Origin of the sequence: Singulisphaera acidiphila DSM 18658, from assembly GCF_000242455.2 — a bacterium.
In the GTDB taxonomy this organism is placed as follows: Bacteria; Planctomycetota; Planctomycetia; order Isosphaerales; family Isosphaeraceae; genus Singulisphaera; species Singulisphaera acidiphila.
On the sequence record NC_019892.1, the window covers coordinates 5,343,867 to 5,368,048 of the forward strand.

20 protein-coding genes, 1 pseudogene and 1 riboswitch are annotated in these 24,182 nt (G+C 60.6%); of the genes and pseudogenes, 13 read left to right on the top strand and 8 right to left on the bottom strand.

Annotation, left to right across the window (positions count from 1 at the left end):
- Positions 1 to 3: 3 nt before the first annotated feature.
- Complete coding sequence (locus SINAC_RS40075; protein ID WP_015247623.1) at positions 4 to 237, bottom strand: Hint domain-containing protein; 234 nt, start codon at positions 235 to 237, stop codon at positions 4 to 6.
- A 242-nt stretch (positions 238 to 479) separates the two neighbouring features.
- Between SINAC_RS40075 and SINAC_RS21095 the strand changes: the two genes are divergently transcribed.
- Positions 480 to 1,016 carry an RNA polymerase sigma factor gene (locus tag SINAC_RS21095; RefSeq protein ID WP_015247624.1) on the top strand — a complete coding sequence of 179 codons (537 nt, stop codon included), beginning with the start codon at positions 480 to 482 and terminating at the stop codon, positions 1,014 to 1,016.
- On the top strand, positions 1,004 to 2,773 hold the full coding sequence (locus SINAC_RS21100; RefSeq protein ID WP_015247625.1) for a hypothetical protein: 1,770 nt from the start codon (positions 1,004 to 1,006) through the stop codon (positions 2,771 to 2,773). Before SINAC_RS21095 ends, SINAC_RS21100 begins: the two co-directional genes overlap by 13 nt.
- Positions 2,774 to 3,114: 341 nt before the next feature.
- Here SINAC_RS21100 and SINAC_RS41940 read toward each other — a convergent pair whose 3' ends face one another.
- Positions 3,115 to 4,836 carry an ice-binding family protein gene (locus SINAC_RS41940; protein ID WP_015247626.1) on the bottom strand — a complete coding sequence of 574 codons (1,722 nt, stop codon included), beginning with the start codon at positions 4,834 to 4,836 and terminating at the stop codon, positions 3,115 to 3,117.
- 1,169 nt (positions 4,837 to 6,005) lie between these two features.
- Here SINAC_RS41940 and SINAC_RS41945 point away from each other — a divergent pair.
- The 5 genes and pseudogenes from SINAC_RS41945 to SINAC_RS21120 all read left to right on the top strand — a co-directional run bounded on the left by SINAC_RS41945 (position 6,006) and on the right by SINAC_RS21120 (position 9,598).
- A pseudogene (locus SINAC_RS41945) lies at positions 6,006 to 6,784 on the top strand (DMT family transporter).
- A 252-nt stretch (positions 6,785 to 7,036) separates the two neighbouring features.
- Complete coding sequence (locus tag SINAC_RS21110; protein WP_157579445.1) at positions 7,037 to 7,300, top strand: hypothetical protein; 264 nt, start codon at positions 7,037 to 7,039, stop codon at positions 7,298 to 7,300.
- 174 nt (positions 7,301 to 7,474) lie between these two features.
- On the top strand, positions 7,475 to 7,633 hold the full coding sequence (locus SINAC_RS38990; protein WP_015247629.1) for a DUF3309 family protein: 159 nt from the start codon (positions 7,475 to 7,477) through the stop codon (positions 7,631 to 7,633).
- A gap of 69 nt (positions 7,634 to 7,702) precedes the next feature.
- Positions 7,703 to 8,989, top strand: coding sequence for a glycosyltransferase (locus SINAC_RS21115; protein ID WP_015247630.1), 1,287 nt, complete (start codon positions 7,703 to 7,705; stop codon positions 8,987 to 8,989).
- Between the two features lie 315 nt (positions 8,990 to 9,304).
- Positions 9,305 to 9,598, top strand: a complete 294-nt coding sequence (locus SINAC_RS21120; RefSeq protein ID WP_015247631.1) for a Synuclein — start codon at positions 9,305 to 9,307, stop codon at positions 9,596 to 9,598.
- A gap of 256 nt (positions 9,599 to 9,854) precedes the next feature.
- On the opposite strand, the gene SINAC_RS21125 is transcribed toward SINAC_RS21120, so the two are convergent.
- Positions 9,855 to 11,576, bottom strand: a complete 1,722-nt coding sequence (locus SINAC_RS21125) for an FAD-dependent oxidoreductase (protein WP_015247632.1) — start codon at positions 11,574 to 11,576, stop codon at positions 9,855 to 9,857.
- A gap of 665 nt (positions 11,577 to 12,241) precedes the next feature.
- Between SINAC_RS21125 and SINAC_RS21130 the strand changes: the two genes are divergently transcribed.
- Positions 12,242 to 13,762: a sensor histidine kinase gene (locus SINAC_RS21130; protein WP_015247633.1), complete on the top strand. Its 1,521-nt coding sequence runs from the start codon at positions 12,242 to 12,244 to the stop codon at positions 13,760 to 13,762.
- A 100-nt stretch (positions 13,763 to 13,862) separates the two neighbouring features.
- Here the strand turns inward: SINAC_RS21130 and SINAC_RS21135 are convergent, their stop codons facing one another.
- From SINAC_RS21135 to SINAC_RS21150, 4 genes are all read right to left on the bottom strand, one after another.
- Complete coding sequence (locus tag SINAC_RS21135; RefSeq protein ID WP_015247634.1) at positions 13,863 to 14,051, bottom strand: hypothetical protein; 189 nt, start codon at positions 14,049 to 14,051, stop codon at positions 13,863 to 13,865.
- Positions 14,052 to 14,278: 227 nt separating this feature from the next.
- Positions 14,279 to 14,557, bottom strand: coding sequence for a hypothetical protein (locus SINAC_RS21140; protein WP_015247635.1), 279 nt, complete (start codon positions 14,555 to 14,557; stop codon positions 14,279 to 14,281).
- A gap of 192 nt (positions 14,558 to 14,749) precedes the next feature.
- Complete coding sequence (locus SINAC_RS21145) at positions 14,750 to 15,067, bottom strand: hypothetical protein (protein ID WP_015247636.1); 318 nt, start codon at positions 15,065 to 15,067, stop codon at positions 14,750 to 14,752.
- Positions 15,068 to 15,854: 787 nt separating this feature from the next.
- Entirely contained in the window at positions 15,855 to 16,163 is a 309-nt protein-coding gene (locus tag SINAC_RS21150) for a hypothetical protein (protein ID WP_015247637.1), read from the bottom strand.
- A gap of 1,012 nt (positions 16,164 to 17,175) precedes the next feature.
- Here SINAC_RS21150 and SINAC_RS21155 point away from each other — a divergent pair.
- The 3 genes from SINAC_RS21155 (at position 17,176) to SINAC_RS21165 (ending at position 20,866) form a co-directional block, all read left to right on the top strand.
- A complete protein-coding gene (locus SINAC_RS21155) occupies positions 17,176 to 17,973 on the top strand; it encodes a class I SAM-dependent DNA methyltransferase (protein WP_015247638.1) in 798 nt (265 codons plus the stop codon).
- 728 nt (positions 17,974 to 18,701) lie between these two features.
- Positions 18,702 to 20,045, top strand: a complete 1,344-nt coding sequence (locus SINAC_RS21160; protein WP_015243913.1) for an IS4 family transposase — start codon at positions 18,702 to 18,704, stop codon at positions 20,043 to 20,045.
- 158 nt (positions 20,046 to 20,203) lie between these two features.
- On the top strand, positions 20,204 to 20,866 hold the full coding sequence (locus tag SINAC_RS21165; protein WP_015247639.1) for a zinc-ribbon domain-containing protein: 663 nt from the start codon (positions 20,204 to 20,206) through the stop codon (positions 20,864 to 20,866).
- A 120-nt stretch (positions 20,867 to 20,986) separates the two neighbouring features.
- Here the strand turns inward: SINAC_RS21165 and SINAC_RS21170 are convergent, their stop codons facing one another.
- Positions 20,987 to 21,400 carry a winged helix-turn-helix transcriptional regulator gene (locus tag SINAC_RS21170; RefSeq protein ID WP_015247640.1) on the bottom strand — a complete coding sequence of 138 codons (414 nt, stop codon included), beginning with the start codon at positions 21,398 to 21,400 and terminating at the stop codon, positions 20,987 to 20,989.
- A gap of 131 nt (positions 21,401 to 21,531) precedes the next feature.
- Here SINAC_RS21170 and SINAC_RS21175 point away from each other — a divergent pair, with 131 nt between their 5' ends.
- Together SINAC_RS21175 and SINAC_RS21180 are read left to right on the top strand one after the other, a co-directional pair.
- A complete protein-coding gene (locus SINAC_RS21175; RefSeq protein ID WP_015247641.1) occupies positions 21,532 to 22,596 on the top strand; it encodes an SDR family oxidoreductase in 1,065 nt (354 codons plus the stop codon).
- A 242-nt stretch (positions 22,597 to 22,838) separates the two neighbouring features.
- Positions 22,839 to 23,046, top strand: a riboswitch (cobalamin riboswitch).
- 113 nt (positions 23,047 to 23,159) lie between these two features.
- On the top strand, positions 23,160 to 24,152 hold the full coding sequence (locus SINAC_RS21180) for a DUF1559 family PulG-like putative transporter (RefSeq protein WP_015247642.1): 993 nt from the start codon (positions 23,160 to 23,162) through the stop codon (positions 24,150 to 24,152).
- Positions 24,153 to 24,182: the final 30 nt, after the last annotated feature.

Genomic DNA, 24,182 nt, shown 5'->3' on the forward strand with positions numbered 1-24,182 from the left:
GCCTCAATTTCCGGGAGTGTCGTTCTCCCCTCGGATGCTCGCATCGAACGGCCGGGCGACGGGCTGCACGAGGCTGTTGTCGTGCACAAGGGCCCCGAGCGTCCCGACGAAGAAGCTCTGGCCCCCCGCGACCTCCAGGTTGTACACGGGCTCGACCGGTCCTTCCTCCACCGCGCTGACCGTCGCGGTGTTCCCGATCGTGCGGACCACGTCGCCGGGCTTGAGGTCGCGGGCCATCGTCCAGCCCAGCCCCGCTTTCCAGAACCGGTGAATGCCCGTGGCCCAGATCGTCTCGTCCCCGAGGTCGAGTGCCAGATCGTCCCGAATTTTGCAAAAACCGAAGGAATTCGGGCACGGCCGCCCCCAGTCTGGGCATCGATGGGGCGGACTCCTTCCCGGATGGGGTTGAGAATGATCTTCCGAGAATCTTGCGTGATTGGGCGAGGGTCCGGACACTTCGAGATCAAGGAAGGATCGCTATGGACCTGACCACATTCATCAACGCCTACCGGGGACCGCTCATCGGGCTGCTCGCCTCCTGGGGCGCTCCCTGGGCTGACGCGATCGAGATCGCGCAGGACAGCTTCGCAGAAGCCTGGGTGCGCCGCGCATCGTGTCGCGACAACTGGGAGGATCCGGAAGTCTTCGGACGCTGGCTCCGCGGTGTGGCGCTCAATCAATACCGCAACTGGGCGCGGGGTCGTCGGCGACGTGCCCGCACCATGACAGTTGAACCGGCCTTCCTCGAAACGATCGCCGTCACGCCCGACCCCGAATCTTCCGAACTCCTGGATTCGTTGCGGCGGGCCATCACCCGGTTGCCCGCCAGGCAACGCCAGGTCGTGCTGATGCATTACCTGGAAGAAGCCAGCGTCAACGAAGTCGCCACTCTGTTATTGATCACTCCCAAGGCCGTCGAAGCTCGCCTGTATCAGGCGCGACGGACGCTCCGCCGTCTGCTCGGTGGCTCTCTCCCCGCTTCGTCGATCGGAGGGTTGCTCCCATGCCTTTTTTGAATCCGGTTCCCGAAGACCAACTGCGAGACGCCTTGCGGGCCTACCGGGTCGAACCCGGGCGGTTCGAGGCCGCCGTCCGCGAGCGGCTGGAGACTGTCGATCGCCGGCGCCAGGATGACCCCCTGGCGTGCTTTTCCCCGTTCCTCAGGGGCGTGGCGGCCCTGCTGCCGCTGCCGTTCTTCACCGGGTGTCGGGCCTCCGAGGCGGCGGCCAAGACGGTCCCGGTCGCGGGGGGCGTCAAGTTGTTTGGCTATCTGGCCTTCCCGGCCATCAGCCTGTTCGTGCTGCTCGGCGCCTCGATCTTCAGCGTCGCGAAGATCCACGGTATCCAGCGGAAGAATCACCCAGGACTCGACGACGCCCATGCGGAGAGCGATGCCGTGCTCCTGTGGTGGAAGCGGCACCAGTGGCCCGCCTACCTGGTGTTCGCGGCGACAATTGCATTGGTGTGGATTGGGGCGACCTGGTTGCTGTTCCTCTTCTACATCATCTCCTTCGGGGTGCTGCTCTATGTCCTGTCCTCCTTCGCCAGGTTCGGACTGGGGAATCGATTGCTCATCGGCCAATCCTGCATGGCGGGGCTGATGCTCCTCGGGCAGCTCACGGCTAGTTTCAGCGCCGGCGATAATGACATCCATTTCCTCGATCAGAAGGTCATCGCCGTCGTCTTCTTCGGCGGCGCGATGCTCGTTTTGGCTTGCTACGCCCGCGACCTGAATGGGCTTGCGGGGCGACGAGTCTCCCCGGTCGTCCGCTGGCCGAGTGCCGCGCTGTTGGCCCTCCTTCTGATCTCCCTGTCCGCCTGGTTCCTGAATCCGCTCCTCCGGCCGGCCACCCCAGCTCGGATCAAGGCTTTCGTGGAATCCTTCCACGAAGCTCCCTACTCCACCTCCAGTTGGCGTTCCTGGGAGATCGTGGCACGTTGGGCGATCGAATCGAAGCTCGACCCAGACCTCTCCGGTGCTCGCCGGTTGCTGGCCCGTGAGATCGCCGGCGAGCAAAACCCATTCATCCTGGGGAATGCGTTCAGGGTCGGGCTGATCCGGGCCGACCAGATCCGTCTGCTGAGAGATTACGAGAGTCGACGACACTCCCTCTTCGACGACCCGCATCAGATCCAGGTCAAGCAACCGATCTTGAGCCTGTCCCAGGAAGACTGGGTGATCCGCGCCTCGATCCTGCTCGGCAACCTGACCGCCCAGGATCGCGATTACCTGGAAAAACGATTGCTCACCACCCTGGACGGCCTGATGGCGAAAGGCCCCTACGACGTCATTGCGGAGACGCTACTCGTGACGCGACTTCTCGAGGCCATCGACCGCCCCGCCGACCCCGCCCGGTATCGCGACCGGGTCCACAAATGGCTGCGGAAGTTCCACAGCCGGAGCGGAGGAGGTTTTCAACTCGCTGGCGGCTTCAAGACGTACCTGAAGGCGCCGGTAGGGTCGGTGGAAACGACCGCGTCCGCCGTTGAACTGATGGAAGTGTACGGTGTTCCCGACGGCCTGGACCTGAACTGGGTGCGCTCGTTCTTGAAGCCAATGGCGTTCATCCGGCAATCGGACGAGAAATGGATCACCGCGGTCTCGCTCGACCGCCTGAACCGCCTGCCCGGAGCCCGTCGACCGACCTGGCCGGAGATCCTCTATCATGAACGCAGCCTGATCGCGGCCATGGTCCTCGTGGGGCTCTGCCTCTACGCGACGCTCTCTTCGCCGAATCGAAGGCCGAGTACCGAGGAAATCCGGGCGGCTTGAGATTGCCCCCGCCCTCCTGGCACGATCGCGGTTGCTACACCGCCGCAATCACACCAGGGTCGCCGCCCTGCTGGCAGCACCGCTGCATCGCCGACTCGACTTCGCCTGGAGGCTGCCCACCGTCGTCACCGTCATCCTCATGGCCCACGGACGATGTACCGCCTCCAGCTGGTGGCGGGCCGCCGGGGGCCGTCGTCCCGGCGTCAGGCACGTGAATCGAATAATCTTGAAGTGTGCATGTGTAGACGTAAAGAGATAAAAGAGACAGGAGCCGATCAGGTGGGGGATTACGAGGTCCACCGGCTCCTGCCCCTTCCCGCCTCCGAGCCGTTGGGCGGGGACTAAGATGAGCCAATTCCACCCTTGAACCGCCGATTCATTGACGTTGCAAATCGGGACAGCGACGTCATTCGAGGGTGCACCGTCCGCCGGACTGACGGGGTGTTGGAACTCTTCGGTGCGGATCCGACCAGCGTGTTCCGCGAAATCACTGCCGCAAAATTCCCGCCAAGAGACTCGCCCTGCGGTCCGGTCAAACCGCCCGTGGTCGTCATGTTGACATTCAGGAGATAGTGGTTATGGATGTCGAGCCGCTCAGCAGGGTGGAGCGTGACGGTGAACGTAGCCGGGTCGTATCTCGCCGCACGGATCGCGATCAGGTGCCCATGTAGCGACCCACCCCGCCCGGGGCCGCCTAGAGTCGTTATGCGGTAGTTCTTCGCGTCCTGAGCCCGTGCCTGATCGAGCGGTCTGCTGAAAGAGAGCACCAGGATCGTCGGCTTCGCGTGGTAGCCGAATCGCTGGAGAGATATCGTCAGCGTCGGGCTGGGCGTTGGCGTCAGGGGCGGCGTTGGCGTAGGGCTGGGCGTAGGCGTAGACGTAGGCGTTGGCGTTGGCGTCGGCGTTGGCGTCGGCGTTGGCGTTGGCGTTGGCGTTGGCGTCGGCGTTGGCGTTGGCGTCGGTGTAGGAGTGGGCGTCGGTGTTGGAGTCGGTGTAGGAGTGGGCGTCGGTGTTGGAGTCGGTGTAGGAGTGGGCGTCGGAGTTGGAGTTGGAGTGGGCGTAGGCGTTGGCGTAGGCGTAGGCGTAGGCGTTGGCGTTGGCGTAGGCGTAGGCGTAGGCGTAGGCGTAGGCGTAGGCGTAGGCGTAGGCGTAGGCGTAGGCGTTGGCGTCGGTGTAGGAGTGGGCGTCGGTGTTGGAGTCGGTGTAGGAGTGGGCGTCGGAGTTGGAGTGGGCGTCGGTGTAGGAGTGGGCGTCGGTGTTGGAGTGGGCGTCGGAGTTGGAGTTGGAGTTGGCGTCGGAGTTGGAGTGGGCGTCGGTGTTGGAGTTGGCGTCGGCGTCGGCGTTGGCGTCGGCGTCGGTGTTTCACACACGTTGGAGATGGCGTTTGTATCCAAAGTCACCGCACCATTTTGCGCCAAAACTCTCCCGGACTCGATGCTGGCAGCGGTGTTCAGGGTGATACTCTGGAGCGCGAGAATGTTTCCTTGGAACGCAGTCCCTGTTCCGAGAGTCGCCGAGCTTCCCACCTGCCAATAGATGTTGCAGGCGTCGGCACCGTTGATCAGGAGAACGGAGGAGTCGCTCGCCGTCGTCAGCGTGCTCCCGATCTGGAAAACAAAGACCGCATCGGGGTCGCCCTGGGCGTCGAGAGTCAGTATTCCCGTCAACTGGGCCGACGACGTGAATTGGTACACTCCCGGCGTGAGCGTTTTTCCACCCAGGTCCTGACCTGTCAAATCCTGATCGGGCGCCTCTCCCACGAGAATGTTATACGCGGTGGTGAGATCAACCTCAGCCTGGGCCGCGACTGCATCACCCGTGTGGATCGTCCCCCCGGTCACGCTCCCCGGAGGAAAACCGGTGATCGCGCTCCCCGGGCTGACCCCCAGGCTCCCGACGAGAGCAGACGCTCCGGTATTGGTCACCGTCGAACCGGCCAGGACCACGAAATCCGCTGCCGTCCCCAGAGGGGGAGCGGTCGCCATTAAGACCCGGGACTCAAATTGTTCCAGCGTTCGCACTGAGGGCAGGATTCGGCCCAGGGTTCGGCGCGCAAAAGACATCGAAGATGCCTCCTGTAAGGATTCTGCGAGGGGGCACAAGATGTTGGCAATACAAGAATAGATCAAAAAATCCAGAAAATTTAAAATAGCTTAAATTCAGTGATTAGCATAAACATTATGCGGCCGTGTTCTTTTGTCTGTCAAAACTGGTCGGCTGGAGGTGGCCTGAGCACCTTTGAAAACTTGGCCAAATCCCCTGAAGCCCCAGGCTGTCCCAGGGTCGCAGGAATCCTACGGACAGGCGAACCCGACTGTGTAGTCCCCGTGAAATTGTCGATCAGCAAATCAAAAAGCAGATGTCCCAATCGGTTCTTGCTCCAGGCATCGGCTGTCGGCGATTTTCTCCTCCGCCTGCTCGACGAAAAATCAAAGAACGCGTTTCCAACGTCAACCGGCACGGCTTGCCGTGACCTCGATTCGGTGGATCCCATCTGACGCACAAAGACGCCCCGGCTCTCGCCGCGCCGGGGCGTCTTCGCTTCACTCTCTCAGTAAGTCCTTATGTGCAAGATCACCAAATTTAACTTTTAGTTTGTCTTATGCAGGCGACATCCATCGTGCTGTCGGTCGACGCTGACCACATCTGCATCTTGGGTTGCCCCCAGTGCAAAGTGATTCCGAGTTGCTTATTTATCGTATTCAAATTTGCTTCTGTGTGGGCCGGTGCCCACTGGCCAGGCAGAGTGCCGAGATCGTGTTGGTTGCTACCAAGCCACTCTGGGCAAACATTGTGACTCGCCGACGATCGCTCTTGAGAACCGGGGTGGTCGGGGTAGACACAGGGGGGGGCTGCCATGTCGCCACTCCTTAGAGTATGACCTTCCCGTGGCAAGCAGACATTTTTTGGCCTCTGTGTCGATCATGAGAGAGCAACGAACCAGCGGAGGCCCGAACTTGTCTGAGCCTTGAAGCGTAACGACCAGCTCGACGACGAATCGCAGGCCATCGCCAGGCTGATGTCGGATAGGCTGGGAGGGTGATTTTCCTCGATGATTCAGGACCATCCGCCTGATGGAGGAGTTTCAGGCACCGGAAGCGCGGAGTAGGCGCATGATGGCCGTTTGCGTTAAGTCTGGGTTTAATGCGAGCAAAGACGTGAAATGGGTGGAAACAGCTTAGTTGAGCGACTATAGCTCGCCCGGCAGGAAGTAGCCCTCGTCGTCGTGACGATGGTGTGTGGGCGACGTTTCTCGCCGTCCAAAAGGCACTCACCGTTAGCGGTCCGCTGCGATTGCCACGCTTCTTTCAGCCCACACATTAAAGGGTCTCAACCACCGTGAAGTTTTGGCGCGCATGGCGATCGGGGCTGCGATTTTCCTTGGCTACGGTCTCCAAACTTGCGGACTTCAAACGATTTCCAGCAGCAAGTCCGCCTTCATCACCTCCCTATACGTGCCGATGGTGCCGCTGCTTCAATGGGGCGTGCTAAGAAGTCGCCGCGACTGATATGAGTTTGGTCGGCATCGCTTTCGCGTTACAGGGCTTGTGCTCCTAACGGGTCCAGATGCTGGACAGATTGGGCTGGGCCGGGGCGAAGTCCTGACGCTCTTCGGTGCGATCGCCATCGCTGCCGAGATTATCCTGATTGGCCGACTCGCCGGGACCTTGGACAGTCGGCGCGTCACACCTCGTCCAGGTGGCCATCACCTCGATGATCGCCTTCATGCTGGTGCCAATCACAGGGGAAGCGATGCCCGGCTTTTCGTGGATGCTGGTGTGTGGGATGGGGCTTGCGAGCGCGGCCATACAATTCACGATGAACTGGGCGCAGGAGTCGGTGTCGCCAACGCGTGCCACGGTAATTTACGTAGGCGAGCCGATTTGGGCGGACGTCGTCGGCCGCATTGCTGGCGAACGGATGCCTGCGCTGGCATTGGTCGGAGCCGCGCTAATGGTCGCTGGCGTCATCGTCAGTGAATTGGAGCCCGAGAGGAATTGTGAAAATTAGCATGTCATGTTTTTTGGAAACTGTATTTTTTGGGGATATGCGACATCGTGTCCCTGGAGGTGGCCTTGGCTGGAAATTATCCCAACAGCCAATCTCTTGAAATAAAAAATAGATTTTTTTTGATGTTGTGCGTTGGTGCAAATGTCTGTGGGGTGGTATTGCTCGGGTCGAAATTGGGAGTCGTTCCCGTGATTCCCCAAATCGAACCCCGAGGAAAAATATCGCTTCGATTGGTGATCTATGGGTGCAGGAATGAAAGTGCATTCGGTAGAAGTGGGCGTGAAATATTGGGTCGTCGAAATGTACTGGCCGTTCGTGTTGAATCCTTTGGGGATGGGGGCTGGGCCGATCTGTCCTGCCCGCTCGATCCGCCAAACTGGGGACCGTTGGAGCGAACTCGGTCATAAGGCGGCATCGTGCGATCGTCACTCGCGGGCAAACTCGAGCGGGAGCGAAGGGGAGAGCCCGGTCTATCCGATCGTGGTGGCGCTACGCTGGGAGCGCGACGGAGAGTAGAAGACAACCTTCCAGATCCAGGACCTGCGGGCCGAGCCGCCGCGGTGGCGCCGCGTGACCGAGGATTGACCGCGGAGGTGTCTATAATCGACGATAGGAGAAGCGACTGAGGCCGTCGGTCGCTTTCACTGCGGTGGTTTTCACCGAGCTGTCGAAGATCGAAGGAGGTGTCCAATGAGTATTGGTTTGATCTTGCTGGTCATTCTGATCCTGCTCCTTGTGGGCGCTCTCCCCAATTGGGGGCACAGCCGGAATTGGGGCTATGCCCCGAGCGGGGGTTTGGGATTGGTGCTGCTCATCATCCTGATCCTCGTGCTCCTGGGGCGCATCTGACGGTGTTGGTCCCGGCCGCTGGGCCAAGGATCGCCTGAGGTATTTCTACGCGGAGCGTGGGGTGGGACGATGCGAATCACGATCCCAACTACAGGCTCCCTCGGCGATGTGCAGCCTTATGTTGCCCTTGGTGCCGGTCTGAGAACCCGCGGCCATGAGGTGTGCCTGGCCACGCACGCGGACTTCGAGAGGTTCGTCCGCTGCCACGGCCTTGAATTCTTCTCGTTGGAAGAGGGCGGCCAGGCCCTCCAGGCGAGCGACACGGGCGACCGCATGTTACATTCCGGCAGCAATGCCCTTGCCTTCTTGTGCGAGTTCGCGCGCCTGCGCCGGCCGCTGCTACAACATCTGCTGCACCGCTGCTGGCTCGCCTGCCGCGGCGCCGACGTGATCCTGTCCACGAACACCGAGTTTCTCCTGGCCGAGTCGGTCGCGGATCGGGAGCATCTGCCGGTGGTCTGGACCTCGCTGCAACCCGTCGCGCCGAGCCGTTTCCGACCGATCTGTCTGTTTCGGCCCTGGCCGCACGGCGTCCCCGGCTCGAGTACGTACAACCTGGCGACGTATGCTATGACTGGCCTGGGCATGTCGCTACTGCTCGGGCCGCCCCTCAACCGGGCGCGACGCGACGTGCTGGGCCTGCCGCCGATCCCCTTCTACGGCCCGGCCGCGGCCTTCCTGGCTCCACGCCTGTGCCTGGACGGCTACAGCATCCACGTGGTGCCGCCCCCACCTGACTGGGGCGTCAACCACCACGTTTCCGGATTCTGGTTCCTCGACCCCGATCCTCGCTGGCAACCGCCCTCGGGCCTGATCGATTTCCTCGACGCCGGGGCGACGCCGGTCTGTATCGGCTTCGGAAGCATGCACGACCGCGATGCTGCCCGTGTGACGAGCATCGTCCTGCGGGCCCTGGACCAATGCGGTCAGCGCGGCGTCTTGGTAACTAACTGGGGGGGACTCCTGGCCTCGCCTGTTTCGGACCGCATCTTCTCGGTCGAATCCGCGCCGTACTCGTGGCTGTTCCCTCGAGTGTCGGCGGTCGTCCACCACGGCGGAGCCGGCACTACCGCCGCAGGCCTGCGCGCCGGCGTGCCGTCGCTAGTGGTGCCCTTCATGGCCGACCAGCCGTTCTGGGGGCGACGCGTGCATGCTCTCGGGGTCGGCCCGAAGCCGATTCCACACAACAGGCTCAACGTCGAGAATCTGGCCGAGAGCATCCGGCGCATGATCACCGACGAAGCCATGCGTCGCCGCGCCGCCGAATTTGGGGGACGTATCCGCGCCGAGGATGGGGTCGGCCGGGCGGCCGACCTGCTGGAGCAGTATTTCCAGAGCGGGACGCACTCGGCCTAGCACCTGGGTCTCTGGCCGGCCGGCCTTAGAGGCTGCTGAGCGAGGTAATTCAAGGGGGTCTACTCCCCAGGGTGACCGACGACGTTATCCAGAAGGGCGAGGAGGGGCTGTTGAGCTTGGTGGAATGACCTTGGAGAATCTCGCGAAACCAAAGCAAAATTCATTGAAATCTGGAAGCATTTGATATTCAATAGACTTAGAACTCCCGCTCTCACAAGTGGGATGGGGAGTTGAAGGTCAAGGTGGCCCTGCTTCGCAAGGATTCGCGAGAGAAGGCCTTTCTTGTGACTTTTGTCATCGAAACAGGAGCAGATCATGTCGAGCACGAGCAAAAAGGTGGGTGAGGGGATTCACGACGCCGGTGAGAAGGTCAAGGATGCCGCGCACAACGTTGCCGAGAAGACCAAGGACGTTGCACACAACGTCGGCAAGAAGGTCGGGGACGCCGCGCACAACGTTGCCGAGAAGACCAAGGATGCTGCGCACAACGTTGGCACCGCCGCGCACAACGTTGCCGAAAAGACCAAAGACGCCGCGCACAACGTTGCCGAGAAGACCAAAGACGCTGCACACAACGTCGGCGAGAAGATCAAAAACGCCGACCGCTGAACCTCCTTACTTTGAAGAAACGAACTCGGCCCGCCTTCGTTGCGAGCCGAGGCGACGGCGCCGGAGCAGCGAACTGGGCCGTGCAGAGTCGGAGTCGATTGGAACCGACTCATCCGACTGCCCCAGTCATGGCTCAGTCGTCCCGCTCAGCACGGCATGAAGATCGGGGGGGGGCCTTCAGAGCAAGCCCTTCTTCCTGCATCAACTTACGGCTGACGGTGGTGATCTCAATGATGCGTTCGTCTTGGTTGTTGCGCTACCGTAGCCACAGAAAAATGGCAGCCAATACAAATCCAACGACACACGCGATCACGAAGAGGTCAAGAACGTGTGGCGCGGCGATGGCGAAGCACACGTTATCCACGGCGCTGATGACCTGAAGCCACGCAGGTTTGTACTGAGGGATTACCTTGACGCTTGGCTCGATGACACGGGCCGCACGCCGGCCGCTCTCGACGGCACCCTCGATGCTCCACACGTCGGCTCCCGTCTTGGTGTGCGCCCCTGCCAGGACCAAGTTGGGGACCGGAGTGGCCTGGGTGGGCTGATACGGCTGCGTGTTGGTGGTCGTCACCCACTTCGGCTGGCGTGGCCTGATCCCGTCCGGAGAAAAGAGCCACCCATGCCAGACCTCGATCCTGACTCTCGGAACCGTCTTCCAGCTGCGACCGTTATTGGCCTCTTTAATCAATAAATCGAGACCCTCGCAGCTTTCCAACTGTGCAATTACTTCTTCGATGAATTGGTCCTTGGTACACCTGATGAGAGGCACACCGTAGAGCCGGCCCGGGATCGTCGCCACGCATGCGGTGCCGGTCCACAGAGATTTCACGCCGTCGCCGAGAGCGACGTCTGCTCCCCACGCCTGCTCTTGGGCAAAGAGTGTCAGATTGAACTCAGAGTCCGCGATGATTACTGCGGTGCGCTCGCGGGGCCAGGCGATCCTCTCTGAGAATGCGATTCGGAAGGAGACCTGCGTGTGCGGACCGCCCTGCGTCAGAGGGCGGAAGAGGCGCAACTGCTCTTTTTCCGCGAGTGCCGGGGTCCGCTCCAGGATATCTGCCGCGGCGAATGGGGTCGTCGCTAGCACGTAGACGTCGGCTTGCACCCTGGCACCCGATCCGAGCTGCGCGGCGGTGATGGCCGTTCCGTCGTAATGGAGTTTGTCCAGGGGCTCCTCCCAGAAGAACCTCACGCCGTTCATCTTGAGATGAGAGACCCACTTGTCAAACCAGCATTCGCTGCTCGGTCCGCGCAGCAGCAGCCAGCCGTCACGTGCTCCGTGCGTCCATGCGGGACCTTCGTCGTCGGCTCTGTGAGGATGCGAGGGCTTGGTCATCAACTGCTTGCGGTAGAACTGACCCGCCTGATGGAGCGACACGTTGGTCCAATCGGATCCGATCCACGGCCCGAAGGACGCCCTCCATGTCCGCCAGCCTACGTCACTCAGGACGGGCTTCCACTGCTCGGCGGCGTTCAGCCTGGAGTAGTGCTCCTGAGACCGGCGGTCGGACGCCCACGTCTTAAGTAGGAGCCAGGCCCACCGGACGCCCTCCCACCGTCCCATCCGGAACATCTTCGGCAGGCGCATCACTCCGGAGTAAAAAGCCGCCTTGTGAGTATCGGGGGCAAGGCAGAAGTCAATCGGCCGCGATAGGCCCTTGTCGTACACACTCCCCGTCTCATCGAAGGGGATCTGCTTTAGCAGGTCGAACACGTTGTGATACCAGGGGCCCATGCCGTGCCAGGAGTACTCGGAGGGCATGTTTTTATCTCCCGGGATCCGAGCACTTCGGAAGAACCCTCCGGCCTCGTTGTTGGCTTCGTACACCGATACCTGATACCCAAGGCGGGCGAACTCGTGTGCCGCGCTGAGCCCTGCAATGCCGGCTCCGAAAACGGCTGCGGTCTTAGTCTTAGGTATGCTGTCGTCCGCTTGTTCCAATACTTGTCCGCTATTGCTGAACACCGTGGTCATAGAGACTCTCGATCTCGCGAGGCTTGAACGCAACGGGCGTCATTTTCGCCGCCGCCGTGGGGCGGTATGATGATACCGCCCAGTTTGCTGCAAAAATATTCAGTAGTGGACTTTGGAGCGACTACTTGCGAAGCTGGATGGATATGGGTGTTATGATTTTGATATATACTATTGCAATAAATTTTACATCTATGTTGAGTGGTTGTGTGTTTGTTTTTGATTATTGAGTGTGATTGCGTGTGGATCTACTGTTCGATTTCTGTCGATCTGTTTGAGTGGAGTTTAAGCAAAATAATAAAGTGGTTTGATGAGTCTTGGCTGTGCCTGGAGGGCCGTCTATGGGGCATCGGAAGCCCCTCTCCCGGGCCGCGCTCCGGCAACGATCTCGGCGAGGGTGGGACACTCCGCGCCGGACAACGCATGAACCAGCCCGGCCGGCACGACTGCAAACAGGTCCAGATCCGAAACGGGACCGTGAGTAGCAATCGAAATGCACCGAATTGTCTGGCCTCGCTTTGCACGACAGGATAAGATCCCTTTCTGATGCCCCAATGAATGATGGCAAGCCGGATGAAGCCACTTGCGAACCGCTTCAAACTTCCCGAACACATGGGCGACCATTTTCAAGTGGGATAAAATAATAAATATGAGATGGAAGACTGTCTATGCCGAATGCTCCGGATTCAGATTCCGTTCGACCTGCAGGCGACACGGTCTTCGACCGGCGTGATTGGCTCCAAATCACCCTCTCTTCCATCGGCGATGGCGTCATCACCGCCGACCGAGACGGTCGCGTGAACTACCTCAATCCCGTCGCCGAGACGCTTACCGGCTGGACGCTCGCCGACGCAGCCGGGGTGGAGGTCGAGCAGGTCTTTCGCGTCATCAACGAGACGACGAGGGAGCCCGTTGCGCAACCGGTCAGGAAGGTCATCGAGCGAGGGCTGACCGTCGGGCTGGGGAACCATACCCTCCTCATTGCCCGAGACGGCAGCGAGCGGCCCATCGACGATAGTGCGGCGGCGATCAAGGACGATCACGGCGACGTCGTCGGCGTGGTGCTGATTTTTCGGGACATCACCGAACGGCGACAGGCCGAGTTGGCGATCGACTCGGCGAAGGAATACGCTGAGAGCATCGTGATGACGGTGCGAGAGCCGCTCCTCGTCCTCGACTCGCAACTCCACGTCAGGTCGGCGAATCGCTCGTTCTACGAGACGTTCCATGTCTCCCCCGACGAGACCGTAGGCCGATACCTCTACGGTTTGGGGGACGGACAATGGGACATCCCGGCGCTGAGGACGCTGCTCGAGGAGATTCTGCTCCGGAATCCGTCGTTCCATGATTTCGAGGTGAGCCGCGACTTCGAGCATATCGGCCCGAGGACGATGCTCCTGAACGCGCGTCGCTTGCAGTCCGGCGGCCGACTCGAACTGATTCTCCTCGCCATTGAGGACGTCACCGACCGGCGGCGGGCCGAGAGGGAGGTGGAGGAGTCGGAGAGGCGGAAGGACGAGTTCATCGCCGTCCTGGCCCACGAGTTGAGGACTCCGCTCTCGACCATCAGTCTGGCCACCAGTCTCTTGCAAGGTATGGGCTCGGAAGAGGATCGCTCTTGGGCTCTCGGGGTCGTCGGCCACCAGGTCAAGAATCTCAACCGCTTGATCGAGGATCTGCTGGACGTCTCCCGAATCTCGCAGGGGAAGATCCACCTCCGGAAGGAAGTCATAGACCTCGCCGCCGTCATCGCCCGAGCGGAAGAGTCCGTCACCGCCGTGGTCAAGGAGAGGGAGCACGAGTTGACCGTCTCCGTTCCCCGCGAGCCGATGGTGGTTGAAGGCGACCCGACGCGACTGGAACAAGTCTTCGGGAACCTCCTGACGAACGCCGCCAAATACACGGCGAAAGGTGGCCGTATCACGGTCACCGGCGCGGTCGATGGAGGAGATTTCGTCGTCCGCGTGCGGGATACCGGCGAGGGGATCTCCGCAGAGATGATGCCTGGCTTGTTCGAGATGTTCACGCAAGTCGAATCGTCCACGCACCATTCCCGGGGCGGTCTGGGCATCGGCCTGTCCCTCGTGAGGACCCTCGTCGAGATGCACGGCGGGAGCGTGCAGGTGGCGAGCGATGGCACCGGACTGGGGAGCGAATTCAGCGTCCGACTGCCTGCCTTGGTCCAGTGAGATGTCTCAACGCTACGCCAGGACCGGCCGCCATGCGATTCGGTTGTCCCGACTGCCCCGAATCTCTTTGTGATTTCACCTCGATGGTTATCCCGCGACTTCATGTCGGGCCCAGGGTGAGCACCGGGCCTGGCCCGGTCGTCCCGTTGAAGACCTCGCCAAACTCTCTGGAGAGCTTGAGGCCCTCCACGGAGCCGTATCGGACGACCAATTCGTCTTCGATCGGGCAGAGGAGGGAATCGTTGACAGCCGAGGCGTTTAGGTCCCACTGACTGACGAGATCTGCCATAGCTTGAACCTCGGCAATCATTGCTCCTTTCACGCTCCGCGTCTTCCGACTATTAAAATAGAAGACCATGCAGGACACACACTGGGCGATCGTCTCTTGGATCTGGAGTTCAGTAGCGATTGCGACCTCCTACGACGGCTGGTTCAAGCGTCGGGAGCCGTCGTCGTGCCGGCGACGACCGCCTCCAATCTGCGTCTTCAGGGACGTCATAATAAGGAGTGGCTTTCCTAGGGCGATTCCTCGACGCGGAGCATGCCTATTATTTCAATGTGATGTATATTCGGTATCTTGCGATCGAACCCAATGTCGAATTGGGTCGGTTTCACGTAAGCGGTGACATTGCCGGACTTCCCCTCAATAGCCACGCCAGCGTGCACCTCGTCCATCGTCAGTATCTCGAGCAAGGCCCGGATGGTTGCCTTATGGCCGTCGGGCTTGCTCACAGGCGACAGCTTTGCCGAGACGGTCAGGCCAAGCTCGATGCGAATCTTGATCGAATGTTCCATACATTCGTCCTAATAGAACGTGATCGATCTATGATTTTTCCTCAGGCTTCCTGGCAGGGATTGAACGCCCGCGCCAGGCTTCCTCGGCAGTATCCCTGATCCGGATGAGCTCCCGAGGCCGCCGGACAAGCACGTCCTCCAGTTCAACCTTGCCTGCCGCCAACCGGAAAAGTGAGGCCGATCCCTTCCGGCTCAATGGAGTCCCATCTTTTTTAAGACTTCGAGAACCTCATGCCATGTCGGGTACAAACGGCCGCTCGACTGCTGATGCTCTTGTATGGCCCGCATGAACTCCAGTTTGGCCGAGCAATACTCGCGTTGGCCGGTCTGCATGTTCAATTCCTGGCTGCGAAGGCAGTGAGCAGGAGTCTGATTGGCACGACACGCCCGCTCGCAAACTTTGTCATTCTCCCGAGCAGCAGGAATGGTCGGTTTCGAAACCTTGCGAGGGTCGATGATCGACTTGAGCTTGGCGCGGCCGGCCAGAGTGGCCTTGAATCGTTTGGACATTGGAGATCCTCCTTTAGGGCTACCGCCGCAAGTGGGGCAGTGTTGCTAAGGGATCCTTCCCTTTGATGAGATTCCCCTCGACCATCTTGGGCCTGCATCATCGAATTCTATGTCAAAGCAAATAGGTGTTCGGGCATGCCAAGATTGAGGACGACGGTTCTTACTTTAAGCAGAACGGAGCCATGCTGTCAACTCATCATTAATTGCTGATTTTAAGCGTATTTTTCTATTTCCCCCATTTGAGTACAGGGCCAACCCAGCCCAATCCGGGGAAGTATTGTGCTAATGAGGGGCGAGTGTTTACGGAGAGTTGTTCCCATTCGGCTTCAGTCCAGAAATGGATTTCGCATATCGTCTCGCCGACTATGCACAATTCGATGGCTGGAGAGGATGCCGGAAAGCGAGGGGGATGGGGCTTTTTGTGGATTCTTCGCATGGTGTTCTCGGGGGGGAGGGTGAGTCCTGTCCGAAAGGGCGTGACAACGCTGCGACACAAACGACTGGCTCGCTCCGAATCGCGCGAGTGAAAGGTCGCCTAGGAGGTTAAATTGAGGCCGTCTCAGGACGGCGGCACGCGATGAGAGGCTGAGGCAAAGACCTGCCGCGAGCCAAAAGCCGAATCCTACGGGCGGACAGTCAGGCCCGCGCGGCTGCGAGCCCCACCCTGAGGTCGCAAGCAAGGCAAATGGCTCCACGAGGTGGGCCGCCAAGCCAAGCAACTTCGGCAGCGCAGGAACTCATGTCTCGGGGAGAGCTTAAGCTGATTTCGTGATATTAGTCGTCGAAGTCACTCCGGGCCCCGGGAGAACGCCAGGCCGACCCCGGTCACGCCCTTGAAGACCTGGGCGAACTCATCGAAGGGCTGGGAACTCTTCGGATAGCCAAATCGGGTGATTATATTGGCTTCGATCGGGTGGAGGAAGGAATCGACGAATTCCTTATCGCTCAATCCCCGCTCTGTGACGAGATGTGCGGTGGCTTGAAGCTCGGCGGTCATTACGCGATTCACCTGTGGCGTCTTCCCGCTGTTAACGCAGAAGAACATGCACGACAAGAAGCTGGCGACAGTCTCTTGGATCGGGCGTTCGGCAGCCATGACGGCCCTCCCGTACTGGTGCGCCTCTTCGAACACCAGCGGGTGGTTTGAGGAGTGACTGGCGTTCCAGGTCAGCCCCCCCCCAACTTTCCACTCAGAATATATTGTGCACCTTCCAAACTAGCCGATTATATCAGAATACGCAAAAAGTTTTTTTTATTTTTATGCTAGCCGAAAAAACACGCTTAAGTGTTACTCGGCGTGTTCTGCCTCAGGCCCGAGTGATAATCGGCCATGCTCGACTGCCGCGCCAAAACCTGCGTTCGCGTTCCAAAAAGCATCGAATTCGTGTGTTTTCATGCATTTTGCTTGCATAAAGAGTATGGCCTGGGTTTGGCGCCGCAAGTCTGTGACCGCCCGACGAGCCGTTCGACTGATGTGCCTACCGCAACTCTGGCCCCGTCGCGCCGCCTGATCCGCGGTTCGGCTTGGCCGATCTATGCGCGGGGCAGGGGTGATGTTCCACGAGCTCGACTCGTCGTGCGAAACGTCCGATAATGGAGGCCATGTTCGTCTGAGCGATCTCCAGATTTGCAAAGGCCGCGTGTCCCATTCAGCGTTGTTGTGTGGGGAGTGAGTTACGTTTAGATCACGATACGCTCGACGGCGTCGAGGGTGATCTGATCGCGGCTGCGCAGGAGCGCTTGACGGACCTTGTTGTTTGAATTCGACGCCGGTCGGCAGGGTCCGAAACGTGGAACAGCAGTGGCACCGGGAGCGATATTCGCCGGAGGTGACGTCAAGGTAGATCGCTTTCTGGTAGGCGATCGAGCGGACCCGGCGGGTGAGGACATCCTTTCGCCGGCCCAACCTGCCGCAAGTGGGACAAGAAGCTTTCTTGGGACAGCACGAGATCGGTATCGTGAGGACTGGGGTCTTCGGGGCTCCATGGCCTGCGTGCTCCGGTAAGGATTGGCTTTGCCTCCATCCTTCAGCACGCAGGCTGTCATTCTCGTTGCCCAGATGAGTTGAATCGCCTCAGGAAACTGTCGAGATTCGCGGGGAGTGTCGAATGGTCGACCGCACAATCAGCGACGTCCGGACCAGTTACGATCTGGTCGCCGACGAATACGTCCGGCGCATTTCCGAGGAGTTGGAGCATAAGCCGCTCGACCGCCAACTCTTAGACCGGTTCGCAGCAAGCGTGCAGGACTTCGGGCTCTCTTGCGACATGGGTTGCGGGCCGGGGCACGTGGCCCGTTACCTCGACGAACGAGGGTTGCGGGTCAGCGGAGTTGACCTGTCGCCCGTGATGGTGGAGTACGCTCGGAAGTTGAATCCGGGGATCGAGTTCTCATGTGGCGACATGCGATCGCTGGAGATCGAGGACGAGGCGTTGGGTGGCATCGCCGCCTTTTACTCCATCATCCACATCCCTCGGCCCGAGGTTGTCGCGGCCTTGGTCGAGATGAAGCGGGTCCTGCGGCCGGGGGGCCTGCTGCTCCTGACCTTCCACATCGGCGATGACGTCGTACACCTTGCCGATTGGTGGGGACGTCAGGTCTCGGTTGACTTCATCTTCTTCCGCCCTGAGGAGATGACGGGCTTCCTGAGGGAGGCGGGATTGGAAGTCGAGGAGGTCGTCGAAAGGGACCCATACCCGGACGTCGAGCACCCGAGTCGGCGGGCTTATATTTTCGCCCGGAAGCCGCGCGGATCGAGTCAGGCGAGGGGGCCATCCGGCCGACCGCTAGATGCCGGCACGTCGCATGGTCTCGGCGGGCAAACCCACATGTCAATCGTCGGTCACACCCCCTTGAAAGGCTCGGACGATACGGGGCAGAAAGAGGGCCAGGAGCCGATGGCCTGATTCCCAAGTATCGTGCAGTCGCCCTGGCCGGACTTCTTCGGCCCATCTTGCTTGTCTCGGACGATTGGTCTTTCCGGCATGCTGGCTTTCGTGATAGTACATCAGGAGAAATGAGAGCAATTTGTTATGAACAGAGCGAGGTCCAGCAAAAACAATCGTCCGCTTGCGCCCTACGTTCGACGCCAAGCGATCCTCTCAGCCACGGTGCTCATGCTCTGTTGGCTGGCGCTTTCTGAAACAGACCGTTTGGCCAACGCATCTGCTGAACACGATGCACAGGCATCCGGCTCGCACGAGGCTCAGCAACCCACTCCCTCAGGGGCCGTGAACAAAGCCCTCATTCCGTTTCCTGGCCGTTCCTTCGTCAACCTGTTGATCGAGCACGACGAAAGGCACAAGCGGCAGTCCGCTGGGAATCCCGTGCCCTCGGCGCGACGCATCCCTTCAGGGGAGGGCATTTTCTTGGATGTCATCCAGGATGATTGCGGTATCGTGGCTGATTTTGACACCAGCGTGAGTCGTCGGCTAGCGGGTAGATCCGCCCGCCGGTGGGTGAGTCGATCGAGCCAAGGTTGATTTTCTCTGGACCACCCCGCCGATCCCTCCCTCCCCCCCCTGGGACCGCGGGCGACCCGCCCAATGGCACTTACTTTCGCCAATCCTGCAATAAGGGGCACCTCTGGCACGATTTTTGCGCCATGAACTCCTATTTTTTGGGAGTACCTCGCATGAACCATGACCAGGAATCACCCGCTGTCGTCGATTTGGGTGAGGCGGTTCGGATGTTCCATCGCTTGGTCCCACCGGATGTCCTGCATGCTCAGAAACCGCCCACGCTCTCGACCGTGTTCACGCCTTGGGTCGTTGTCTGGCTGATGATCTATCAACGGTTGACCTGCAATGCAACGATGGCCACCGCTGTGGGAGAGTTGGCTCGATTAAGTGCGGATGTGCTCCCGGATAACAAGCGGGCCCGTGAGAAATCGTTCTCGGCCAACACGGGTGGGTTTTCGCGAGCGCGAGATCGGCTGCCCGTGGAGATGGCTCAACGGGCGGCTGACGAGGTTTCTGCAGCCTTAATCGCCAAGTCTCCGCCATCGGTGAAAGGGCGTAACGCGTTTCTTGTGGACGGTTCCACGCTCTCTTTGGCACCCACTGACGCCTTGCGCAAAACGTATCCGCCGGCCCGCAATCAACACGGAGAATCGCACTGGCCGATCCTCCACTTGGTAGCGGCCCACGAGTTATCCAGCGGTGTGACCGTGCGTCCGGAAGTGGGGGCAATGTATGGCCCGGCCGCGATTGGCGAAGTCCCATTGTCGGCCGGTTTGATGCCGCGACTTCCGGTCGGCTCCGTGTTGATCGCCGACCGGAATTTTGGCGTCTTCGCGTTTGCCTGGTTGGCCAACCAGGCGGGCCACGACTTCGTGTTGCGGTTGACTGAGAAGCGATTTCGGTCGATGGTGCGCCAAGGGAAAGCCCAGGGCAAGGACCAGTGGGAACTCACTTGGCAGCCCAACCGCTGGGAACGCAAGTCGAACCCACAATGGCCGGCCGATGCAACGTTGCGGGTGTGGTTGCACGAGGTTCGGATTTCCGAGAAGCTGACGCTGTGGCTTGTGAGTCGGCTCCCTGACGAGGGGTGCGAGCTCGCCGCAATCTATGGCCAGCGGCAAAATATCGAAACCGATCTGCGTGATTTGAAGCGGACGCTTCGCTTGGAAGAGATGCGTGGCCGATCCACGGAGATGGTCGCGAAGGAACTGGCCTCGGCGACAGTGGCCTATAACATGGCGAATCTGATTCGCCGGATGGCTGCGGCTCGGGTCGAGATCGCGCCGCGGCGATTGAGCTTCAACCGGGTATGGTCGTTAGTGAAGGTCTTGCTCTTGGAGTCGCTGGATACCACGGACCCCGCGAAGATCCAAGAGCGGATCGACTTGGTTCTGAGGATGTCTGGCCAGTGTAAGCTCGCGAATCGCCCTGGCCGACACTACCCGCGTGAGGTGATCGCCCGCCGCAGAAAATTCCCACTGCGACCACGCAAACGCGGTCTGAAATCGAGAAAGTAAGTGCCATTGGGCGACCCGCCCGCTCTTAAAATCATCGAATTTATTGAAATTTGAATTCATGAAATTGAAGAGCGGGCGGGTCGCCCGCGGTCCCAGGGGGGGAGGCGGGCTTATCATTTCGCCCGGAAGCTGCGCGGATCAAGTCAGGCGAGAGGGCCATGAATCATAACCGCAAGCGTCGCGAGGCGGAGGCTCGGGAACGGCGACGCCGGGAGGCCCTGTTGACGAATTCCGCTCCCGTCGATCACACGGCCCTCGACCCGGACAACTATGGCTTCCTCTTGCATGGCTTCCTCTCGTTCATCGAGCGTGGCTATTACCTCGACGTCCCCTTCACCTGCGCCTCCTGCGGGTCGGAAGAGGTCTGGACAGCCCCCCAGCAGAAGTGGTGGTACGAGGTGGCGAAAGGCTCGCCCCACTCGGGGGCCAAGCTCTGCCGATCGTGCCGGCAGGACGCCCGGCGGCACAAGGGGAAGGCCCACCCGTTGCAAAATACAAGGCGCTGGTGCGGCCTGATCCGCGACGACCTCGAACCGGCCCTGCTCGCCGCCGGTTGGCACCCTGTGATCGGCGTCGGTGAGCCGCGTCCGGCCCTCCTGAGCTACACTCAGGGCGACGTTCTGGTGAGGCTCCGCTGGGACGACTCTTCCTTTGGCTCCACCCTGATCCTCGAACGCCGCGATGCCCTCGACTCCGTGTTCCGGACGCTCGTCAAAGTCAAAGGCAACATCTACGACATGACGCACGGTACGCTGCAACGGCGCTTCGACGACTTCCTGACGGCCGCACGGCACACGCTGGGGCTGGCAGCGAAGCCATGACACGTCGAGCTCAAAGGCCACGCGCATCCCGCCGGAGGGGGAGCCGATCAAGAGCAGGTAAGACGCCCCGGTGAGAGCAGGGGCGTTGTCGTGGGCGGGGTCGGTTTTGAAGTGAAAAGGTCAGGGCTTTCGGCTCGCCCCCTTCGTGCTCTTCTGGGCGGCGGTCGCCGTTCGCCGTCGCGAGAGCTTTTTGAGGGCCTCCGCGTTTTTCTCCCCCCAGGCGTAGAGCAGTTCAATAGGCTCGATGAAGAGCTGGCCCAGGGGGGTCAGCGAATATTCGACCATCGGCGGCACGACCGGATAGACCTTGCGATCGATCAGGCCGTCCCGTTCCATCTCTCGTAGCGTCTGCGTGAGCATCTTCTTCGAGCATCCCGGCAGGCTTCGCGCCAGGACGCCGGTGCGGCAGGTGCCGCCGTGGAAGTGCAGCGAGTGGAGCACCATCGTGGTCCACTTGACGCTGAACAGTTCCAGGATCCGGCGCGGGGCGCAAGCTTCGTCGAGGATGATCGGCTGAGATTTTGGCATCGTCATGGTTACCTTAAGGTGACTACGTCCCAATATTGTGCCTTCTTGTCTCTTGGGCGACAAGAGGCATAAAGTTCCGGTACGGTCTGAGAGTGGCCTTGGGGTTGGCGATTCACACTCGAATGAAGGGGAAACGCATGGCATTGCGAGCCGTTATCGCCGGAGTGACCGGCATCGTTGGGAACAACCTGGCCGCGCACCTGATCTCCCAAGGTTGGGAGGTTCATGGCATTGCCCGCAGGCCGCAGACCGGAATCCCAGGAGTCCGGCCGGTCGCGGCCGACCTGCTCGAACCGGAGGCGCTCCGAGCATCGCTCGCTGGCATTAACCCCACTCATGTGTTCATTACGTCCTGGGTCCGCAAGGCGACCGAGGCGGAAAATTGCGCGGTGAACGGCGCCATCGTGCGGAACCTTCTGGCCGCCCTCGATCCCTCCGAGGGCCTCCGGCATGTCGCCCTCGTCACCGGCCTGAAGCATTACCTCGGGCCGTTCGAGGCCTATGCGAAGGCCAAGCCGGATACCCCGTTCCGTGAGGAGATGACCCGACTGCCCGTCGCGAACTTCTACTACACGCAGGAGGACGAGGTCTTCGAGGCGGCCCGGCGACGCGGCTTCACCTGGAGTGTGCATCGGCCGCACACGATCATCGGCTACGCTCTCGGCAACGCCATGAACATGGGGGTGACCCTCGCCGTCTACGCCACGATCTGCCGCGAGACCGGTCGCCCCTTCGTCTTCCCCGGCTCCGCCCAGCAGTGGGAGGGGCTGACCGACGTGACCGACGCCCGCATCCTCGCGCGGCACCTGGAATGGGCCGCGACCTCCGATGCCGGCCGGGACCAGGCATTCAACATCGTCAACGGGGACATCTTCCGCTGGAGAGGGCTCTGGCCAAAGCTCGCGGCCGATTTCGGGATCGAGGCCGCTCCGTACCCAGGGCACCCGACGCCGCTCGAACCGCAACTGGCGGATGCGGGACCGGTCTGGGCCGAGATCGCGGCGAAACACAACCTCGCTGAGCTCGACCTCGGCAAGCTCGCGTCGGCCTGGCATACCGATATGGATCTCGGGCGCGAGATCGAGGTCGTGACCGACATGACCAAGAGCCGGCTGGCCGGCTTCCACGATTACCAGCCGACACTCGGCTCATTTCAGGACTTGTTCGCCCGATTGCGGAAAGAGCGGATCATCCCCGCCTGACGAGACGTCATCGTGATCACCGACGCGACCGGACGCACCGGCCGCTCGGATCCGGGCCGGGAGTCGGGTGAGCGTCGAGGATACCGCTGAAGAGCGGATCGTATTGGGTGGCAAGGGTTTGGTGCTGTCAGTGAGGAGGGGCGGCGGAAATTGGAAGGGGTGAGGAGCAGAAGAGAGCGGATGAAGATTCCTCGAAATGGCTTTTAACTTAGGCTCTTGACATCCGAGTCATGAGAATGCTGTAATTCAGCCACTCGACAGGTGCTCCCCAGTCAGCTTAGCTTGGCTGATGTGGGGGGAGAATAGGGAAGACGGTGAGAATCCGTCGCGGGGCCGCCGCTGTAATCGGTGAGGCCCTCGGATTATCTGCCACTGCCGTGAGGCGGGAAGGCCATCCGAGGTCCGTGAGAAGCCGAGAGCCAGAAGACCTGCCCGTCGAGTTCTGTTCGATGCTTCGGCCACAAGCATCCGGGCGGACCGCTCGCAGTCTTTTCTGCATCGGACCGTGCGCTGGAGGGCCGAAGTGTACCCTCACGCCCGTCCCGGCGGAAAGGTCTGCGCTCATGATCCCCGTCTCTCGCTCGATGTTGAACCCTCGCAAAGGGTTTACCCTGATCGAGCTCCTGGTGGTGATCTCGATCATCGCTGTGCTGATCGCCTTGCTCCTCCCCGCCGTCCAGGCGGCCCGCGAAGCCGCGCGCCGGGTTCAATGCTCCAACAACCTCAAGCAAATCGGCTTAGGTTTTCACAACTACCACCAACTCAACAACGCCTTCCCGGCCGGAGGTTTTGGAGGAAGCTTGGCCTCGGATGCCGCTGCGAACAGCAAAGGGGCTCAAGCCATGCGGTTGAACAGTTGGGGGGCGGCGCTTCTCCCTTTCGTCGAACAGACTCCTCTCTTCAACAGCATTAACCAAAGTCGCTGGTACCTCAATCCGGAGAATCTCACGGCCGGACAAACCAGCCTTTCCGTATATCTTTGCCCTACTAACCAATTCTCGTCGCTCACGCGTCCAAACGGGGACACGATCACCGGCCCGTCCATCTACGGTCGCAACGACTATTCGGGCAACTACGGGGAGAGGGCTGTCCGTTGTTTCCCGGGGACGAGCTGCCCCAACGACTACTCTGACCTTGGGGACAAGTCAGGCGCTCACCGGGGGGTCACCCTGACACCCTCCGAGCCGATCAATACCATCACGACCATTACGGACGGGACGACTTACACCATTGTCGTCGGCGAGGCCCACGAGGCCGAGTTTGGTATGTGGATCGGGCACAAGAACTTCCTCGATCAGAGTGCCCCAATCAATGCCCGCAACGGTTTGTCGCCAGGCACAGTCTGGGCCTCATGCCAGGTCGCAAAGACATCGCGATTCCTGGGCAAACTCGGTTGCGATCTGAGTCAAGAATTTGCCAGCTACCATGCCGGGGGAGCCGCTTTTGCTTTCGCCGATGGTTCGGCCCGATTCTTGAAAGAGAGCATCAACAACAAGGTTCTCGCCGCCCTTTTGTCTCGAAAAGGCGGAGAGATCGTTAACGCGGATGCTCTCTGAAACGCCTGATGAAACGGATCTTGCCTTGCC

Coding starts and splice junctions, on each gene's coding strand:
- SINAC_RS40075 (WP_015247623.1), bottom strand. CDS start 237: ATGGCCCGCGACCTCAAGCCCGGCGACGTGGTCCGCACGATCGGGAAC.
- SINAC_RS21095 (WP_015247624.1), top strand. CDS start 480: ATGGACCTGACCACATTCATCAACGCCTACCGGGGACCGCTCATCGGG.
- SINAC_RS21100 (WP_015247625.1), top strand. CDS start 1,004: ATGCCTTTTTTGAATCCGGTTCCCGAAGACCAACTGCGAGACGCCTTG.
- SINAC_RS41940 (WP_015247626.1), bottom strand. CDS start 4,836: ATGTCTTTTGCGCGCCGAACCCTGGGCCGAATCCTGCCCTCAGTGCGA.
- SINAC_RS21110 (WP_157579445.1), top strand. CDS start 7,037: ATGAAAGTGCATTCGGTAGAAGTGGGCGTGAAATATTGGGTCGTCGAA.
- SINAC_RS38990 (WP_015247629.1), top strand. CDS start 7,475: ATGAGTATTGGTTTGATCTTGCTGGTCATTCTGATCCTGCTCCTTGTG.
- SINAC_RS21115 (WP_015247630.1), top strand. CDS start 7,703: ATGCGAATCACGATCCCAACTACAGGCTCCCTCGGCGATGTGCAGCCT.
- SINAC_RS21120 (WP_015247631.1), top strand. CDS start 9,305: ATGTCGAGCACGAGCAAAAAGGTGGGTGAGGGGATTCACGACGCCGGT.
- SINAC_RS21125 (WP_015247632.1), bottom strand. CDS start 11,576: ATGACCACGGTGTTCAGCAATAGCGGACAAGTATTGGAACAAGCGGAC.
- SINAC_RS21130 (WP_015247633.1), top strand. CDS start 12,242: ATGCCGAATGCTCCGGATTCAGATTCCGTTCGACCTGCAGGCGACACG.
- SINAC_RS21135 (WP_015247634.1), bottom strand. CDS start 14,051: ATGGCAGATCTCGTCAGTCAGTGGGACCTAAACGCCTCGGCTGTCAAC.
- SINAC_RS21140 (WP_015247635.1), bottom strand. CDS start 14,557: ATGGAACATTCGATCAAGATTCGCATCGAGCTTGGCCTGACCGTCTCG.
- SINAC_RS21145 (WP_015247636.1), bottom strand. CDS start 15,067: ATGTCCAAACGATTCAAGGCCACTCTGGCCGGCCGCGCCAAGCTCAAG.
- SINAC_RS21150 (WP_015247637.1), bottom strand. CDS start 16,163: ATGGCTGCCGAACGCCCGATCCAAGAGACTGTCGCCAGCTTCTTGTCG.
- SINAC_RS21155 (WP_015247638.1), top strand. CDS start 17,176: ATGGTCGACCGCACAATCAGCGACGTCCGGACCAGTTACGATCTGGTC.
- SINAC_RS21160 (WP_015243913.1), top strand. CDS start 18,702: ATGAACCATGACCAGGAATCACCCGCTGTCGTCGATTTGGGTGAGGCG.
- SINAC_RS21165 (WP_015247639.1), top strand. CDS start 20,204: ATGAATCATAACCGCAAGCGTCGCGAGGCGGAGGCTCGGGAACGGCGA.
- SINAC_RS21170 (WP_015247640.1), bottom strand. CDS start 21,400: ATGACGATGCCAAAATCTCAGCCGATCATCCTCGACGAAGCTTGCGCC.
- SINAC_RS21175 (WP_015247641.1), top strand. CDS start 21,532: ATGGCATTGCGAGCCGTTATCGCCGGAGTGACCGGCATCGTTGGGAAC.
- SINAC_RS21180 (WP_015247642.1), top strand. CDS start 23,160: ATGATCCCCGTCTCTCGCTCGATGTTGAACCCTCGCAAAGGGTTTACC.